This is a genomic window from Paenibacillus hunanensis, from assembly GCF_014645615.1.
In the GTDB taxonomy this organism is placed as follows: domain Bacteria; phylum Bacillota; class Bacilli; order Paenibacillales; family Paenibacillaceae; genus Saccharibacillus; species Saccharibacillus hunanensis.
In genome coordinates, this window is sequence record NZ_BMMB01000011.1 from 88,812 (window position 1) to 106,804 (window position 17,993).

The following is a 17,993-nucleotide window of genomic DNA, read 5'->3' on the forward strand; positions in this document are numbered from 1 at the left end:
CGTATGCGCATGACTAGATGTTCTGCATGAGCATAGCACGATTAGTTTGAAGATTTGTTTATAATCATCATCATTTAGCAGAAGAATGATTCTAGCAGTATGAATCCACCCTTTATCCTATAGCAGATTACGCTCTAGCATCGTCTGCAAAGCCATCAATACTCCCAGCTTCACATGAGAATACGTAAGTCCGCCCTGCATATAGCCAATGTATGGTTCACGAATCGGTGCATCGGCAGATAGCTCCAGACTTCCACCCTGAATAAATGTACCTGCCGCCATAATAACCGGATGCTCGTAACCAGGCATATCCCACGGCTCTGGCACCACATGGCTGTCTACAGCTGCGGCACGCTGAATCCCCTGTACAAAAGCAATGAGCTGCTGCTCCTGCTGGAAGGATACCGCTTGAATCAGATCGGTACGCGGCTCTGCCCAGCCCGGCTTGCTTTTGAAGCCCGCCAGCTCGAACATGGCAGCCGCATATATACTCCCCTTCAGCGCTTGTCCGACAATCGTCGGCGCCATATATAATCCCTGATAAATGCCGCGTGTCGTTCCCAGCATCGCCCCAACCTCGCCACCAATGCCTGGTGCAGTTAAACGGTACGAAGCCAGCTCTACATAGCTACGTTTACCACAAATATAGCCGCCTGTTTCCGCTATACCGCCACCTGGATTTTTGATCAAGGAGCCTGCCATCAGATCCACGCCGACCTGAGTCGGCTCCAGCGTTTCGGTGAATTCGCCATAACAGTTATCTACAAAAATAATAACATCCTTGTTATAGGAACGAATGCGCTGCACCATTGCTTCAATATCGGCAATTGTAAATGACGAACGCCAGTCATAGCCACGCGAGCGCTGAATACCAATCACGCGTGTATGCTCATTCATTAGACGCTCAACCTCCGGCCAGTCCACCTGTCCTTGTTCATTAAGGGCAGCTTCCCCATAACCAATACCAAAGTCGGCTAATGAGCCTTTACCATCATCCGGCTTACCAATCACCTTATGCAAGGTGTCGTAAGGACGACCGGTAATGTACAATAGCTCGTCTCCAGGACGTAATACACCAAATAAAGCCGTCGCAATCGTATGCGTACCGGAAGCGAAATGTGGACGCACCAGTGCAGCTTCGGCACCAAACACCTCCGCATACACATCCTCCAGCACTTCGCGTCCACGATCGTTGTACGCATAGCCAGTGGAGCCAGCAAAATGATAATCGCTCACTTTATGCTTTTGGAAAGCTTCGATCACCTTCCATTGATTCTTGTCTACAATTCCGTCCAGATTGCGAACGGCTTTATCGATTAGCTCGTCTGCCTGCGCAGACCACGCTGTAATTCGTTCATCAAAAACAGGCATGCTTGTCTCTCCCCACAATGATAACCCGCCCCAAACAGCTCGGGCGGGCTCGTTTTATATGTCCGTTCCTGATTGATCACCATGGCTCGGCTACATTTTCTAAGCTGACGTTATAATGGCTCCCAGACGTAGATAAGCCTAATACGTCTAAGTTGCCATTACACAAAAAACAGGTCGATAGCTTTCTTGATCGCGCTTCATATTTTACATGCTACGATAGGTTAAGAAAAGCCTTATCACGAATTGTCGTAATTTTGTCACTTTGTGCGTTATATTTGATGCGTTTCGTGCCTGAGCAGGAACGTCAACATAACGTGTACGAATGTTCGTCTGTATGATTTTCGAGTAAAAGCTATCCTGCTTATTGGGCTCGAATTTAAACATGGCGTCGTTCTCTTCATCGTCCTGCTGTATCACGCTACTGAAGCTCAGTAGCGCCCTACAGCGATAAGGGACACGCTACTTCAACCTAGCTGCGCACCTCATACTCTTGCAGACGATAACCAAACTTCTCGTAATCCACCTTATTCAGCTCAACTTTAAAAATGGCATCATTCTCTTCATAGTCCTGCTCAATCACACTGCTAAAGCTATATAGCTGGGCAATCAGATCACCACGATCTGCTGGAATACGATAGATGCGCTGACCGCCGCCAAGCTGCTCTTGAATAAGCTGCTTGATCTGCTCCAGATCTGACTCTGTGTAGGCGCTAACGCGCAGATGATGGCGATCCGATGGTATCATCTCTAACTGGGCAGGCGAGCACAGATCGATTTTGTTATACAGTACAATCTGATCCTTACTGCCAGCACCAAGCTCCTGCAAAATCTCATCCACCACTGCCATCTGCTCGTCACGACGTTCAGACGATGCATCTACAACATGCAGGATCAGATCCGCTTCATTCACTTCCTCCAGTGTGGCACGGAAGGCAGCGACCAGATCATGCGGCAGATTTTGAATAAAACCTACCGTATCGGTAAGCACAATTTCCTTACCACCCGGAAGCTCCAGTGTACGCGAAGTCGGATCAAGGGTTGCGAATAGCTGATTTTGGATATATACATCCGCGTCAGTGAGCTGCTTGAGCAGGGTGGATTTACCAGCATTCGTATAGCCGACCAGTGCAACCTGCACAACGCCAGACTTTTTACGACGTTCACGGTACAGGGTACGGTGACGCATCACCTCTTCTAGTTGTCTTTTCAGATCGGTGATCCGAGTGCGGATATGGCGGCGATCGGTTTCAAGCTTCGTTTCACCCGGTCCACGTGTACCGATACCGCCACCGAGACGAGACAGGTTTTTCCCCTGTCCAGATAAACGTGGCAGCAAATAGCTGTACTGTGCTAGCTCTACCTGCAAAATACCCTCGCGCGTTTTGGCACGCTGGGCGAAAATATCCAGAATCAGCTGCGTACGGTCGATAATCTTCGCATCCAGATGCTCCTCCAGATTACGCACCTGCGCGCCGGATAGCTCCTGATCGAAAATGACGGTGTTCGCTCCCAGTGCTTCCAGCAGGATACGAAGCTCCTCCACCTTACCTTTACCGATAAACCAGCGTGTATCCGGTGTCTCACGGTTCTGTGTCATCTGCTCTAGCACTTCAACCCCAGCCGTCTCAGCAAGGCTCACCAGCTCTTGAATGGAGCCTTCCGTGTTGGTTCCATTGCGTTTGTCCATTTGTGTGATCAGACTGACCAGCACAGCTCGTGCCTGCTGCTCTGTCCCTGTATCATGTGTTACCTGTTTCATGGGCATTCTCCTTAGTAATCGAAGTTGTTCAGGGTTGTATCAGAAGAGTGATCGCCTCGTAAACAGGATGCTGCCTTTCCATCATAACGATGCTTTGTTTACCGCTACCTTTTCCTGTGCTTATGAGTGATGCTCACGACCAAACAAGCTACGACGATGCTTGAGCGAAAGCGGAAACAGCGGAAAAGCATGCGCATCGATCTGCTTCAGCAGTCGGCGTGCCGTTGCGTGCGCCAGTTGATAATCCTGCTGCGTAATGACACGACGACGTAATGCATCATCCAGCTCATCTTCATCCAGCAGAAAAATCTGTCCATCCTTCATCACGACGATGTCGAGATACAAATCGTCGAACCACGGCACTCCCTGATCCGTGATTCCCTGTGTTTTGCAAATATCAATATACCATTCGATAATCTCCTGCCGATCATCAAACATGGCTGTGACTACATAGTTCGCATTTTCGGGGTAATACTGCATCCATGAATACTCAGCAGCAGCAATGCAGAATCTTCGACCTCCGTAAATTTTGTACAGTGGCTCGCGTAGTCGGTTCATATGGTACAGTGTCACATATCCTGTAAAAATATTGTTATTGACGTAGCGGCGAGTATAGCTGCGTTGAATGACACGCCGCCAGTTCGCTCGGTCTGCAAATTTACGTTTCATGGAAGCGTCCCTTTCCTACAAAGTAACTTCAGAATAGCATATTTACAGCACAGGCTCAAAAAAATCCTGCAAAAAAGCCTCCAATCGCGTGGATTGGAGGCTTTTGAAGATACGAGAAGGCTTATGGCGTAGATGGCGGTGCTGTCGTTGTACCATCTGGCGACGTGGTTGTACTGTCTGTTCCATCAGATGAAGGGGGCGTTGTCCCCGGTGTTGTCGTACCCGGAGCTGCACCACCGTTATCTGTTTGTGCACCACTATCTGTACCCGTTTGTCCGCCATCCGTCGTTCCGGTTCCAGTATCGGTTGAACCGCTACCTGGACCAGTCGCTGGACCTCCATTGCCATTGCCGTTACCCTGATTACCATTTCCATTACCCGGCCCATTGCCTGGACCATTTCCAGAACCCGGGCCATTCTCTTCGCCTGTAGGCGGAGTGGAAGGCTCTCCTCCCGGTGGAACAACACCGTCTGGATTATCTGTTTGTTCAGGGCTTGCCTGTTCAATCGTAATTCGAGCGGTGTTGGAGGCATCTGATTGAGCGCCATCCGCCGTTACAGCAGTCACATAATATTCGTAGGTCGCACCTGGAGTTACCGCGGCATCTGTTGCAGCATTGCCAGATACTCCATTGGCAATCGCATTAAACTCAGTTGCCGTGCTTTCCTTACGATATACCGTGTAGCTAGTCGCGCCATCTACTGCTTTCCATGATAGAGCAACTGCCTGACTGTTCTGATCAAATGAAGCACTCAGCCCGGTTACAGCAGCTGGTGGTTGCTGTGGCTGCTCTTCCGGTGTTTCCTCTACCGGTGGTGGAGCGACCTCATCTGGAGCATCAAAGTTTTGCACCGGATAACCTTCCAGTGCAGGTCCCATTACAGCTGCAAACATCGCTGCGGCACGACCACTACCGTCTTTGAGCAGATGATTGCGATCTGGCTGGTCATAGCCCATCCAGATGGCTGCTGTCCATTCCTTCGTATATCCAGCAAACCAGATATCACGGTTGGCACTGCTACGCAAACCGGAAATGCCGTGCTGCGTCGTACCTGTTTTGCCGGCTACTGGACGATTGATTTGCGCCCGTTTACCTGTACCGTTTTGTACGACATTTTGCAGCATCTGAGTCATTTCGTCTGTGGCCTGCTTATTCAGCACTTGTGTTGATTTCATGTCATTTTTGTACACTTCGGCACCGGTGCTATCACTAATACTCTTGACCGCATACGCTGGCATGTACGTTCCACCATCGGCGAATACACGATAGGCTTGCGCCATCTCCAGGGTATTCGTACCTTTGCTCAGACCGCCCAGCGCAATCGCCAGGTTGCGATCATCCGCTGTCAGGTTGAAGCCTACAGACTTCGCATAGTTAATACCTGCATCAATCCCGATCTGATTCAGCAGCCATACCGCTGGAATATTGACGGAATCCTCCAGCGCCGCGGTCATCGAGATGGAGCTAGAATAGCCGCCATGCAAGTTATTTGGACAATAGCTACCAAAACATTGCTTTTCATTGTTGAGCATTGAGTTGGAATTATAATTGCCACTTTGTAGTGCTGGTGCATAGGAGATGATCGGCTTGAATGCTGAGCCTGGCTGACGATGACTTGTTACACGGCTAAAGTTACCTGCCTTGTAATCGCGTCCACCGAGCAGGGCGACAATGCCGCCTGTATCGTTGTTAACGATAACCATTGAACCCTGTACCTTCACATCATCCGAGCTCTTTTCAAACAATTCATCATTGTTGAATGCATCTTCAAGTGTCTTTTGCGCTTTGGCATCCATCGTCGTGTAGATATTGTATCCGCCACGGTTCAGATCATCCGCGCTCAGACCTGTCTCATCTTCTGCTTCCTGCATTGCATATTCGATAAAGGCATCATATTGAGATTCCTTTTTCGGTGGCTGGTAATCATATACAACGCTCTCTGCTTCTTTCTCCTGCGCTGCTGTAATGTAGCCCTGCTGCTGCATAAGCTGTAGGACAACGGCACGTCGTTGCTGCGACAGATCCGGGTTACTTAACGGGCTATAACGCGAAGGTGCTTTTGGCAAGCCTGCTAGCGTAGCAATCTGCCACAGCTTCAGCTTGCTAAGATCACTCACGCCAAAGTAAGTCTCTGCGGCTTCCTTGATACCGTATGCGCCAGAACCAAAGTAAATCCGATTCAAATACGTCGTAATAATCGCTTCTTTGGTCATTTTACGTTCAATCGCCAGAGCGATCGATACTTCGGTTGCTTTACGGAAGAAGGTCTTATCTGTATTCAAAAACACGTTTTTCGCAAGCTGCTGGGTAATCGTACTTCCGCCCTCAACCGCAGAGCGGGCGATCACGTCACGCACGGCAGCACGCCCGATCGACCACAGGTCTACGCCCTGATGATCGAAAAATCGTCTGTCCTCTGTAGCGACAAACGCTTCGACAACTTCCTTCGGTATATCCTCGTATTTAACTGGATCACCTGTGCGTACACTACGCTGCAAAATGAGCGTTCCGTTGCGATCATAGACCTTGGTTGGCTCGCTTACAGCGAGTTTGTTGATGTTTTCCTCATAGATCTTTTCTCCACTGACCATAATGAACAGGTAAGCGGCAAGCGCACAAAATATTCCCAGTGCAGTTACACCGAATAACGTCCAAAAGACTTTTTTACCCGTTATCCGCTTCTTTTTCTTTTTACCGCCATTGCCACCACCGTTACCGCCGCCACCGGAGCCCGATGTACTGTTACGATTCGGACGCGCTGGACGCGTTGTTGTTGGACGACTTGGCTGGCTTCTGTCACTGCGGGATAGTTGCTGTCTTGGCATTGTTTATTCTGACTCCCTTTCGGTAAACCATGTAGTGCATTTCATTGCTAACATGCTGGACAGGTATTGGAAAGAAAAGAACAACCCTGAGAAGGGGTTGTCCAATTCTTTCTCTTCATTAAACGATATACAAAGCATAAAAGTTTCAATTCAAATGTACAACAAATCACATAGCAGATAAGTTGCACAGTGTACCGCATCGCAATGCGGATCAGGTCTCGCTTTGATTATCCTGCATGAGGGATACGTTGCGTGACGGAGTAAACGTAGATACGGCATGCTTGTAGATCATTTGCTGACGACCATCGCTATCTACCATGATGGTGAAGTTATCAAATGCCTTAATTGTGCCACGAATCTGGAATCCATTTACGAGGTATACTGTCACTGGAATATTTTCCTTGCGCAATTGATTTAAAAAAGTATCCTGAATGTTAATAGATTTGTTCATTGACCGTACCCCCAAGTGATTATTAATTCAGCATTGGCTCAATGCTCAATTGGATAAAAAATGTGATACCTGTTGGTGCTGGATGCGATTTAGGTAGTGTGGATTTTATGCTTCGCAAAAATCCCTTTTTCATTTCACACCGTGTGAGCAGATCACTCACACTGGAGCAGTATGGATTTTATGCTTTGCAAAAATCCCTTTCTCATTTTACACCGTGTGAGCAGATCACTCACACTGGAGTTGTTGAAGTATATTCCCTATCGCGGTATAAAGTTCCTGCTACAATGTCATATACTTTATCGATGTGCTGTTCTTTATTTTCCACATCAGTCACATCCACCCAGTGAATATCATGCATATGGCGGAACCAGGATAGCTGTCGTTTGGCAAAGCGCCGCGTATCGCGCTTGAGCAAAACAACTGCTTCTTTCAGGCTTGTGCCACCAGTCAGATAGGTAGCAATCTCTTTGTAGCCCAGCCCCTGCATCGCCACCATTCCGGGGGTATATCCCTGATTCAGCAGATGCTGCACCTCATCCAGCAAGCCTTCATCCAGCATCTGATCAATCCGTGCTTCAATACGTTTATATAGCATTTCCCTATCCATTGTCAAACCGACGATACACAATTCATATGGCGAGGTGCGAGTCTGGCCTGCAAGCTGGTCAGACAGCTTTACTCCAGTCAAATGATGTACCTCCAGCGCGCGGATAATGCGTCGTTGATCATTCGGATGCAGTCGATTAGCCGTTTGCGGATCAACAGCAGCGAGGCGATCATGCAGCGCCTGTGCGCCGTGCTGCTCTGCATATTCCGTCTGTTCACGGCGAAATTCCTCATCTGCTCCGCTCTCGCTAAACTGAAATTCATAGCTGACCGATTCCACATATAGTCCTGTACCACCAACGATAAATGGCAATTTACCGCGGCTACTAATATCCGGAATTAGCTCCCGACAGCGTTGTTGAAACTCGGCTGCCGAGAACGCTTCGCTCGGATCGTGAATGTCGATCAGATGGTGGGGAATGCCTTGCATTTCTTCTGGCTTGATTTTAGCTGTACCGATATCCATACCACGGTACACCTGCATAGAATCACCAGAGATAATTTCTGCGTCAAATCGCTTGGCAATTTCAATACTTATTGCGGTTTTTCCGACCGCAGTCGGTCCGATCAATACAAGCAGCTTGGGCTTGTCTGTTGTGTGACCCGTTGGCCCAAACGGCGTATTCATGGGTAAATCACTCCATATTCTATTTTCGACTTTTTACGTCGGATACGCTTGAATCCAAGACGTTCATATTCGGGACTGTCCCATTTTTCCTTGAGCAGCACCGCTTTTCGTGCAACACGTATGGCATGGGCAATCGCATCGGGATGAAGTGCATGATCATTCGCAAAGCCACGTAGTGGCGCAATAGCAGCCGACTCATGCACTGCCTCTCGAAACATCGGATCAAAATAGACGATATCCATACTTTTATCCGGCAATTGGCTTAGATACGATAGATGATTCTGATTGACTACTTCGATGCGCTTCATCGCTTCATCAAAAGGCAAAAGACCTGTTTTATGACTGCGAAGCCCTTCGGTTAACAGCATCGATAAGGGCAACGAGCTTTCGAGTGAAGTTACTGAGCCAGTAGGCCCAGTTGCCAGCGCAAATACGAGCGAATCAGCACCAAGACCTGCGGTGCAGTCCAGTATCTGATCTCCTGGCTTGAGCATTGCTGTACTGACCATCACATCCTCCTCACCCTTGAGCAAGCGCTTAGCACGGACAAATGCCATACTCGGATGGAAGAACATCGCTTTTTCACCAGGCTGCACGAGTCGTACTTCATTTTCAACCAGTACCATGACAGGCACATTGCCATTATCGCTTGCCAGTCGTGTCACCGATCGTCCTCTGCGCGGGACATAGCGTACAGCGAACTCCTCCGCCAGCTTTTGGGCACGCTCTAGCGTGGCTACCGAAGGCTCATCGCCTGTAGTTATTAACATAGCTTCATTCTCCATTCTTCTTGCGGTAACCAGTAGCAGTCTCACACATCAAAGTATAAGCGATTCCTAGCTTAACTAAATTAGGATCGTACATCACCTCTGACGAGACTGCTTCCCCTTACATTACCCGTTTAAACAATTTTTCCAGATCGTAGCTGGAGAAGGATACAACAATTGGACGTCCATGCGGACATGTATATGGCTGTCGACATGCAGATAATCGCTTGATTAACGTCTGTGCTTCCATATCTGTCAAGCGCTGATTCGCTTTGATCGATGCCTTACACGAACAGAGCGTAGACGCCTGCTCACGCAGCTTGGCAAGATCAATTTTGCGTTCGCTCAGCACCCACTCTGCCATTTCTTCAATGACACGCTGCTCTTCTCCTTTAGGGAACCAGTACGGATAGGCACATACTCGGAACGTCTGACCACCGAAGTGCTCCAAATAGACACCAACACGTTCAAACCAGTGTAAACGATCCTTCAATTTATCTGCTTCGGCGCGTGTAAATTCCAGTGTGATCGGTAACAATAGCTCCTGTGAAGCCGATTCCGGCTGACCAAATTTTTCATAATAAAACTCATAATTCACTCGCTCATGCGCAGCATGCTGATCAATCAGGAATAAGCCTTCATCATTTTGCGCAATCAGATACGTTCCATGATGCTGACCGATAAGCGTCATCTCTGGAAATTCCGGCACATCCGGCTCATCTGCTGTACCATAAAGCAGTTCAGCTGGAATCGTCCGACTTGCTCCAGGACGCTGCTGTGAACGCGAATGAGGAGCAGATACGCGCTTATCCGGTGTATAGCTTGCAGGACGCTCGCGAACGCCAGATGAAGCAGTCGTAGCAGCTGGATTACTTTGTATGGACGTACCAGTAGGTGGTGTAGACGGCATCGTTGACGATAGCCCATTAGATAAAGGGCTATGGATTGAAGCGGATACCGCGGAATCCCCTACAGGCGATGTCTCACGCATAGGGTTAGTGAATGGTTGTTGGTCATCACCTGTCTGAGCTTGTTGCTGATTAGCCCCACCATTTTCACTATCCTTATATGATAGTTGCCCATTATTTGTAGACAAGACAGACGGTTGCTGTGATGCAGCGTTTGAAGCCAGCTCCCTATGCTGAATGACCGTTGGCTGCTGAGTAGTCGCTCCAGCATCCGACTGGCTGGCAGTGTGATTTCCATTGATATCAGTCTCTAGGGATGCTCCGTGCAGATTAGACCCATCTGTTACTATCCCCTGCTGAGTCGGATGATGGGGTGGAATATCCTGATCCGTGAGCGGCGGTACATAAGGTGCATCCAGTTCGCCGATGTCTTCACCGTTTCTGGCTCCAGTACCCGCACTCGACGCTGAATGCATCTCTCCTGCTGGTGAAAATAAATCATTGCCCGCATAAGCATCAGCCTGCGGACGCGTGAAATTAAACTGCTCCTGAATGACAGATTCACTGTTGCCACGCTTGACCGTTTGCTTGGTCACATGCGGAATCAGAATTTCTCGACGTAAAGCCTGCCGCACGGCTTCCTCAACAAATTGCATTAGCTCTGGCTCTTTACTGAAGCGTACCTCCATCTTAGCAGGATGCACATTCACATCGACAAGTGAAGGATGCATCTCCAAACGCAGTACAGTTAGTGGATAACGGTTAATTGGCAACAATGTGTGATAGGCGCGTAGAATCGCCTGATTCACCGCATAATTTTTAACATAGCGTCCATTGACGATCACGGACATCGCATTACGATTCGCGCGCGCAATCTCGGGGCGTCCGATAAAGCCATCGATTCGGTAATCCAGACTATCGCTGTTGATCGGCAGCACCATCTTGGCTGCCGACGTACCATAGACAGCTGCAATGACCTGTAACATATCGCCACTGCCAGGCGTCTGGAGCAGCAGGTTATTATTATGTCGCAGCGTAAAGGCAATCTCAGGATGCGCGAGCGAGATACGATACATCATATCGGAAATATGTCCAAGCTCAGTCTGGACTGTTTTCATATATTTTAGCCGTGCTGGCGTATTGTAAAAGAGTGCATTCACACGGAAATCGGTGCCACGAGGAGCAGCATCATCCTCATTACTTTTGAGCGTACCACCTTCAATAATCAAACGTCGACCTGCTCCATCGTCTGTAACGCTTGTGAGCAGCTCAACCTTGGATACTGCGGCAATACTTGGCAATGCTTCTCCACGAAAACCCAGGCTTGTAATCTGGTACAGGTCACGATCATCTGCCAGCTTACTGGTCGCATGACGATAAAAGGCCGTCTCACAATCCTCTGCGGCGATGCCAAGTCCATTATCCTGTACACGGATCGACTCCAGCCCACCTTCGCCAATATACACATCAATCCGGGTCGCCTTCGCATCAATCGCATTTTCCACTAGCTCCTTCACGACAGAAGCGGGACGCTCTACTACCTCGCCAGCCGCAATCTGGTTGGCAATATGCTCATCCAAAACACGAATTTTCCCCATTCTTTTTCCTCCTTTCTGACAAAGCAATAGATCGTATAGCTATCTCAAGATATCTATTTCAGATCATTTACACTCTACTCATTACAGTTGCGTGGAGTACGTACATTCGATATACGACTCTAATGCTTCATTAACTATATAAAGCTGTACAGCAGCCATAACCTTCATTTACGCACGCATCGTTTTCATTTTTAGTTCGTTTAATAGCTGCATCGCTTGCAGCGGTGTCATATTCATCAGATCTGCCCCTTGAATCTGGCTAATGATCTGCTTGGTCAGCGGATCTTCTTTGATTCGAGTAGGCTTCACTTCCTCTTCACCGAAAATAGACAGCTGGACAATCTCCTGATCCTGTTGCGGTGTCACAGACTGTTCTGTTGCTGTAGGCGATAATTGCTGATTGTCTGCTGTTTGACGGGCTATCGTGCGGTCTGCCGCTGGTTCCGGCTCGGCGGCATCCAGTACAGCAATCTGCTCTCTAGCTGACACAGCGGCATAAGCGGCTGGTTCTTCACGCAGACCTGTTGCCTCATTCGCCTTGCGTGTCGTTACGGAGGAGGTTGTGAAGTCGTTCGTATCATCCCCTGCGACCACAGTCGTCGTTGCCGCCTGCTCCATTCGCTCTAATAGCACATTGGCACGACTGATAATGCTACCTGGTAAGCCTGCCAGCTGAGCACAGTAGATGCCATAGCTGCTGCTCGCCGCACCCGGCACAAGCTTACGCAAAAAGTGTACCTTATCTCCACTCTCACGTACGGCCATAGAGAAATTACTCAAATGCTCCAGCGTCTCTTCCAGATGTGCTAACTCGTGAAAATGTGTCGACACCAGCGCTTTACAGCCAATCTCATGATGCACATATTCAATAACAGCCTGAGCGATTGCCATTCCTTCACTGGTGGACGTTCCGCGTCCCAATTCATCAATAATGATCAAGCTACGACGAGTCGCACGCTCAGTCATGACCTGAATATCTGCCATTTCCACCATAAATGTACTTTGTCCACCAATCAGATCATCGGCTGCCCCAATCCGTGTAAAGATGCGATCCACCATAGGAATCTCCGCTTCACCTGCTGGCACAAAGCATCCGACCTGTGCCATAATCGACAGCAATGCAACCTGACGCATATACGTACTCTTACCCGCCATATTTGGGCCTGTAATAAGCAGTATGTTCGCGCCTGCCTCTGTAATATCCGTACTATTGGAAATAAAATTCGTATTATTCATCACAGCCTCAACGACTGGATGACGCCCATCCGCAATACGCAGATCATATTGCTCGGTTAGAACAGGCTTCACAAAGCCACGCTCTGCACTCACTGTAGCAAAAGATTGGTACACATCGATCTCGGCTACCTTTTCTGCCAGTAGCTTGAGACGTGCAACCTGTGTCGAGATACGATTACGCAGCTCTGCAAACAGATCATACTCAATATCGACCATTTTTTCCTGTGCTTCCAGAATGAGTGCTTCCTTCTCTTTCAGCTCCGGCGTAACGAATCGCTCTGCATTTGCCAGCGTCTGCTTACGCTCATAACGTCCCTCTGGCAATTGCGCCAGATTAGAACGTGTTACTTCAATATAATAGCCAAATACTTTGTTATACCCAATTTTGAGCGAACGAATACCTGTCGCTTCACGCTCTGCTGCCTCTAGCTCAGCAATCCAGCGCTTACCGTTCACGCTTGCTTCGCGTAGCTCATCCAGATGCTCATGATAGCCTTTGCGGATCAAGCCACCTTCACGTACAGAGATCGGTGGATCATCCACGATAGCATGACCAATCGCTTCTGCCAGATCAGCACATTCATCCAGATGCGCCGCAATCTGCTGTAGCGTAGACGATGGCGAATCCTCGCACATCATGCGTAGCTCTGGAATACGCATAAGCGAATCACGCAGAGCAAGCATATCGCGGCCATTAGCCGTACCAAATGCCATCCGTCCAACTAAACGCTCCAGATCGTAGATGCCTTTAAGCTGTCCTTTCAAGTCCTCACGCAGTATGAGTCCCTGATGTAGCTTCTCTACCGCTTCCAGACGCTCCTCAACCAGTCGTTTGGACAATAGCGGCTTATCGATCCAACGGCGTAGCATCCGTCCACCCATTGGTGTTTCGGTGCGATCCAGTAGCCATAATAAAGTCCCTTTGCGAGAACGCTCTCGTACAGTCTCTACCAGCTCCAGATTACGACGAGTGAAAGGATCCAAAATCATATAATTTTCGGGCTCATATGCATTAATATGGGTGAGCTGTCCGAGTGAACGCTTTTGGGTCTCACTCAAATAGGCGATTAACAGCGCTACACAGGCTTGACGCTCTTCATCCAGTCGCGCCCATGCCGCTTCGCCAAACTGCTGACGTGCCAGCTCCTCACGCTGCTTCTCCCAGGGTGTATACAAAATTTTTCGTCCAAGCTGAGCGGCTTGACGATAGGCATCATCCACTAGCTCTACCTGACCAATAATTTCGGATGGCTCATATAATCCAAGCTCGTCTCGCAGCCATTCCTGTGAAGCTGGCGAAGAGGTGACATGTAGCTCTCCTGTCGATAGATCACATGCCGCCAGTGCCATCTTACCGTCCAGCTCGGTTACACAGATCATATAATTGTTCGCTTTGTCGCTTAGCGCCTTGCTCTCCATCATCGTGCCGGGTGTCACAACACGAATGATTTCGCGCTTGACGATGCCTTTGGCTGTTGCCGGGTCCTCGACCTGTTCACAGATTGCGACTTTGTAGCCTTTTTCAATCAGACGATGAATATAGCCCTCTGCCGAATGATAGGGTACACCGCACATCGGAATCCGCTCCGGCGGACCGCCATTTTTACCTGTTAGTGTGATTTCTAGCTCCTTAGCAGCCAGGATCGCATCATCAAAAAACAGCTCGTAAAAATCCCCCAGCCGGAAAAACAGGAACGCATCCTGTGCTTGCTCTTTTATATTAAGATACTGCTGCATCATCGGTGTATATTGATTCATCATGCCCCTCCAGACAAACGTGTATTAAATCAAGGCTTACTAAATTTTAAACTTTTAAAATTAAATAATTCTAAAACGTCGCTAGTCGCTATATAAACAATACTATCTTAAAATTTATTCAAGCATCAAGAATGAAGGCATTTCAAACTTACTTGAAATAAATTTGTTAATGATAAAATATGCCTAGACCGATTGTCATTGAACATACACTTCTTATATTATACATGAAAACTTAACCACAAATATTTCAACATTCATTTTTAATTTTGCAGGTATCTATTACATAAAATCACTCTATGATTAAAATCAAAATACGATAAAGACTTTATTGTTTAATCTATCTTTAGATAAGTGATATAAAATAAAGTTGTAGTTTCCTTTAACAAATAAAAGGAAGCTACAACTTTATTTCATTAATCATTTTTAAGTACATATGAAATATTATATTCCTTTAAACAAAATCCAGACCTCTCAAAAATTCTTTTGGAATTATAATTATTTGAATTAATACAGACTAATATGCTGTTTATATAAGTATATTCAAATAACTTAAATTGAATATACTCTACTAATTTAGAACCAATGCCCTGTCGTCTAAAAGCATCTTTTACACCTATATATTCTATATATAATTCAAATTCATCTACACGGCATAATAAGTATCCACTAAACACATCATTGTCTGTATACGTAAAAAGTTTATACTGGTCATCACTATTGATTAGTCTTATTATTTCCTCACCTGTATAATAAGAGTTTGCAAAAAGCTCATCATGAAGTTCTTTAAATTCGCTATAATCCTCAAACTTTATAGGGGATATGTTGGGATCAGTCTGTCTAGTGATACTACTCAGATTTACTTTTTTTAATTCTAAAACAACATGTTTACCAGTTTCTTGAGCACCTATAGATTTGATAAATGCTTGAGCTCTAATATTTTTCACATTGCAAAAAAAACAATACTGCTCAATCATATTCTTATATTTGATCACAATTAATTTCCATAACTCTTTGTACTGTTTTTCCCAATCTTCGTTGATATCTTTGCTATATGGACCCCAAACTTCTGCAACTTTTTCTTTTTCATCAATGTTCAGACCAATGACAGTTTTTATTCCACTCTCGTCTTTTTTTAAAAAGAAACTTTTATCCCATGTGTACGGAGCCTCAAATTCATTCATTAAAGAGTTTTTAATATCTATTAAATTATCTCCACAATAACCAATACTATGACTTTCAATAGTGTTCAAATTACATATAAATTCACATAATTCTTCTAAACTTATTGTTTTTTCCATAATAATCCTCTTTTTAATAATGTATTAAATTACTTTTTTAGCAAAATTATCGTAGTATTTGAATATATTTCTTATGAAAATGAATTTTCAAACAAATTAAGAATATCCAGAAAGGATATATTTATTAAACTAATGTCGAAATTGTTATACTCCTCGTTGTTATGTAAACACAGCATAAAAGGAACAGCTTCAAACATATGCTATTTAATAATCAAAATTAACCAGCTGAATCATATTAATTTTGATTCAGCTGGTCAATGGACTTGATTAAAGCTTATTTAATCGGAGTTTCAGAAGTCAATTCAATACCAGCCAATGCGTCACCGCCATAGCCGCTACCATAGGAGATATCAAAGTTTTTAATACGTTTGTTGATTGCAGTCAGACCATAACGATACAGTGTTGGGATAACTGGTGCGTCTTCGATCATCAGCTCTTGCCATTGCTTGTACACATCTTTACGGTAAGCATTGTCAAATGCTTTCTCAGACACGCCTTCTTTCAACAGTTTGTCATTCTCTTCGCTTGTATAACGGGAGTAGTCAAACTGTGCTGTACGTCCATACAGACCTGCTGGATTCACGTCTGTACCTGTTCCCCATGCTGCAGAATAGATGTCTACGTCTGGATCATCTTTTTCAATACGATCGTAGAAGGAGTTGAATTCTTGCAGACGACCATCCAGCAATTGTACATTCAGACCAACATCTTTCCAGTTCTGGATGTAGAATTGTGCCAGTGGCTCAGCAACGCTATCACCACTCATAGAAGCAAAGTTAATTACTAGTTTATTACCCTTAGGATCTTCACGGAAGCCGTCGCCATCTTTATCTACATAACCGGCTTGATCCAGCAATTGTTTTGCTTTTTCCGGATCATACGTATAACCTTTGATGCTTGGATCATAGTAATCAGAGAATGCAGGGATGATCAGCGAGGATGCTGCTGTACGCAGACCATGATACAGCTGTTCACCAACCTGTGCATTGTTCATCGCATAGCCCATTGCTTGACGCAATGATTTGTTTGCCATTTTTGCATCCGGGTTCATTACATTTTCACCCTTGGATTTGTCCCATTTACCGAGCTTGAAGCCAAGGTAGGAGTATGCCAGATCCTGTACACCGAGCATTTCGATGTTCGTAGGCAGTGTTTTTTCATCGTAGGCGCTTGTTGGGAAGCTAGCCATGTCGATATCACCGGAACGAAGAGATTCAACAATAACGCTTGGATTAACCACTTTCAGGTTTACACCATCGAGCTTCGGTGCACCATGGAAGTAGTCTTTGTTTGCTTCGAATTGTACAGACTCACCTGTAACCATCGATTTGATTTTGAATGGTCCATAACCAATTGGGTTTTTACGAACTGGATCAGAAGAAGACATTTTAGCTACTGGAATGTCGCCAAATACCTTTTTCTCCAGTGGGTAAGACCACAGACCAGCCTTAATACTTGGATCTGGGCTAATGAAGGAGATTTGCAGTTCTTTATCGTTTACAACTTTAATACCAGAGATTGTTTTTGCTTTTTTAGCATGGTAGTCTTCCATGCCCACGATATTTGTAAAGGTGGAGTCGTAACGCACACCATCATAGTCTGGGTTACCGATGACTTCAAATGCAAATGCATAATCTTCGGCTGTTACTGGATTACCATCAGTCCAGTTTAGCTTGTCATCAATTTTTACAGTTGCCGTTTTGTTATCTTGAGAGAAACTCAGTGTAGCGGCACCACCGTCTTTAATGTTAAAGCTTGCATCATTGTTAAACAAAGAAGGATAGAAGAATTGGATAACCTCAAAGTCAGGATTACCACTGTAGAATACAGGGTTCAAAATACCTTCAAATGGTGTATCCGATACGAGACCGTATGTCATCGTACCACCTTGAATAGCTGGATTTTGATTTGTTGCTGCTTTTGGGAACTTACCTGTGTCCTTTGTTGCCTCATTTGTTTGCGGAGTTGTTGAAGATGTATCCGTTGCAGGCGTGCTCTTAGTGCACGCAGATAGCACCAATACCAGCGCGATCATTAGAATGGATAATGTTTTAAGACTTCTCTTTTTACTTCCCAACATAAACCTTCCTCCTTTTTTGATAAACATGCCTTACATT

Annotated in this window: 11 protein-coding genes; all 11 read right to left on the reverse strand. The window is 46.2% G+C overall.

Annotated features, from left to right (window positions below; genetic code table 11):
• Positions 1-117: 117 nt before the first annotated feature.
• Positions 118-1,371: a methionine gamma-lyase family protein gene (locus IEX62_RS20560; RefSeq protein WP_188777796.1), complete on the reverse strand. Its 1,254-nt coding sequence runs from the start codon at positions 1,369-1,371 to the stop codon at positions 118-120.
• Positions 1,372-1,840: 469 nt separating this feature from the next.
• Positions 1,841-3,130, reverse strand: coding sequence for a GTPase HflX (gene hflX / locus IEX62_RS20565; protein ID WP_188777799.1), 1,290 nt, complete (start codon positions 3,128-3,130; stop codon positions 1,841-1,843).
• A gap of 120 nt (positions 3,131-3,250) precedes the next feature.
• A complete protein-coding gene (locus tag IEX62_RS20570) occupies positions 3,251-3,799 on the reverse strand; it encodes a ribonuclease FAU-1 family protein (protein WP_188777801.1) in 549 nt (182 codons plus the stop codon).
• 121 nt (positions 3,800-3,920) lie between these two features.
• Complete coding sequence (locus IEX62_RS20575) at positions 3,921-6,626, reverse strand: transglycosylase domain-containing protein (RefSeq protein WP_188777803.1); 2,706 nt, start codon at positions 6,624-6,626, stop codon at positions 3,921-3,923.
• Positions 6,627-6,837: 211 nt separating this feature from the next.
• On the reverse strand, positions 6,838-7,077 hold the full coding sequence (gene hfq, locus IEX62_RS20580; protein ID WP_188777805.1) for an RNA chaperone Hfq: 240 nt from the start codon (positions 7,075-7,077) through the stop codon (positions 6,838-6,840).
• A 229-nt stretch (positions 7,078-7,306) separates the two neighbouring features.
• Positions 7,307-8,311, reverse strand: coding sequence for a tRNA (adenosine(37)-N6)-dimethylallyltransferase MiaA (gene miaA / locus IEX62_RS20585; protein WP_188777807.1), 1,005 nt, complete (start codon positions 8,309-8,311; stop codon positions 7,307-7,309).
• Positions 8,308-9,081, reverse strand: a complete 774-nt coding sequence (locus tag IEX62_RS20590; RefSeq protein ID WP_188777808.1) for a class I SAM-dependent methyltransferase — start codon at positions 9,079-9,081, stop codon at positions 8,308-8,310. Before IEX62_RS20590 ends, miaA begins: the two co-directional genes overlap by 4 nt.
• Before the next feature lie 118 nt (positions 9,082-9,199).
• Positions 9,200-11,584: a DNA mismatch repair endonuclease MutL gene (gene mutL, locus IEX62_RS20595; RefSeq protein ID WP_188777810.1), complete on the reverse strand. Its 2,385-nt coding sequence runs from the start codon at positions 11,582-11,584 to the stop codon at positions 9,200-9,202.
• 168 nt (positions 11,585-11,752) lie between these two features.
• Entirely contained in the window at positions 11,753-14,578 is a 2,826-nt protein-coding gene (gene mutS, locus IEX62_RS20600) for a DNA mismatch repair protein MutS (RefSeq protein WP_188777846.1), read from the reverse strand.
• Positions 14,579-14,991: 413 nt separating this feature from the next.
• The gene (locus tag IEX62_RS20605; protein ID WP_188777812.1) at positions 14,992-15,876 is read right to left on the reverse strand and encodes a GNAT family N-acetyltransferase; all 885 of its coding nucleotides are present in this window, start codon (positions 15,874-15,876) and stop codon (positions 14,992-14,994) included.
• Between the two features lie 274 nt (positions 15,877-16,150).
• Positions 16,151-17,956: an oligopeptide ABC transporter substrate-binding protein gene (gene opp4A, locus IEX62_RS20610; protein WP_188777814.1), complete on the reverse strand. Its 1,806-nt coding sequence runs from the start codon at positions 17,954-17,956 to the stop codon at positions 16,151-16,153.
• Between the last annotated feature and the right edge of the window lie 37 nt (positions 17,957-17,993).

Excerpts from the sequence above, each read along its gene's own strand:
- IEX62_RS20605 (WP_188777812.1), bottom strand. The coding sequence starts at position 15,876 with ATGGAAAAAACAATAAGTTTAGAAGAATTATGTGAATTTATATGTAAT.
- IEX62_RS20590 (WP_188777808.1), bottom strand. The coding sequence starts at position 9,081 with ATGTTAATAACTACAGGCGATGAGCCTTCGGTAGCCACGCTAGAGCGT.
- IEX62_RS20570 (WP_188777801.1), bottom strand. The coding sequence starts at position 3,799 with ATGAAACGTAAATTTGCAGACCGAGCGAACTGGCGGCGTGTCATTCAA.
- hfq (WP_188777805.1), bottom strand. The coding sequence starts at position 7,077 with ATGAACAAATCTATTAACATTCAGGATACTTTTTTAAATCAATTGCGC.
- mutS (WP_188777846.1), bottom strand. The coding sequence starts at position 14,578 with ATGAATCAATATACACCGATGATGCAGCAGTATCTTAATATAAAAGAG.
- miaA (WP_188777807.1), bottom strand. The coding sequence starts at position 8,311 with ATGAATACGCCGTTTGGGCCAACGGGTCACACAACAGACAAGCCCAAG.
- mutL (WP_188777810.1), bottom strand. The coding sequence starts at position 11,584 with ATGGGGAAAATTCGTGTTTTGGATGAGCATATTGCCAACCAGATTGCG.
- IEX62_RS20575 (WP_188777803.1), bottom strand. The coding sequence starts at position 6,626 with ATGCCAAGACAGCAACTATCCCGCAGTGACAGAAGCCAGCCAAGTCGT.
- opp4A (WP_188777814.1), bottom strand. The coding sequence starts at position 17,956 with ATGTTGGGAAGTAAAAAGAGAAGTCTTAAAACATTATCCATTCTAATG.
- hflX (WP_188777799.1), bottom strand. The coding sequence starts at position 3,130 with ATGAAACAGGTAACACATGATACAGGGACAGAGCAGCAGGCACGAGCT.
- IEX62_RS20560 (WP_188777796.1), bottom strand. The coding sequence starts at position 1,371 with ATGCCTGTTTTTGATGAACGAATTACAGCGTGGTCTGCGCAGGCAGAC.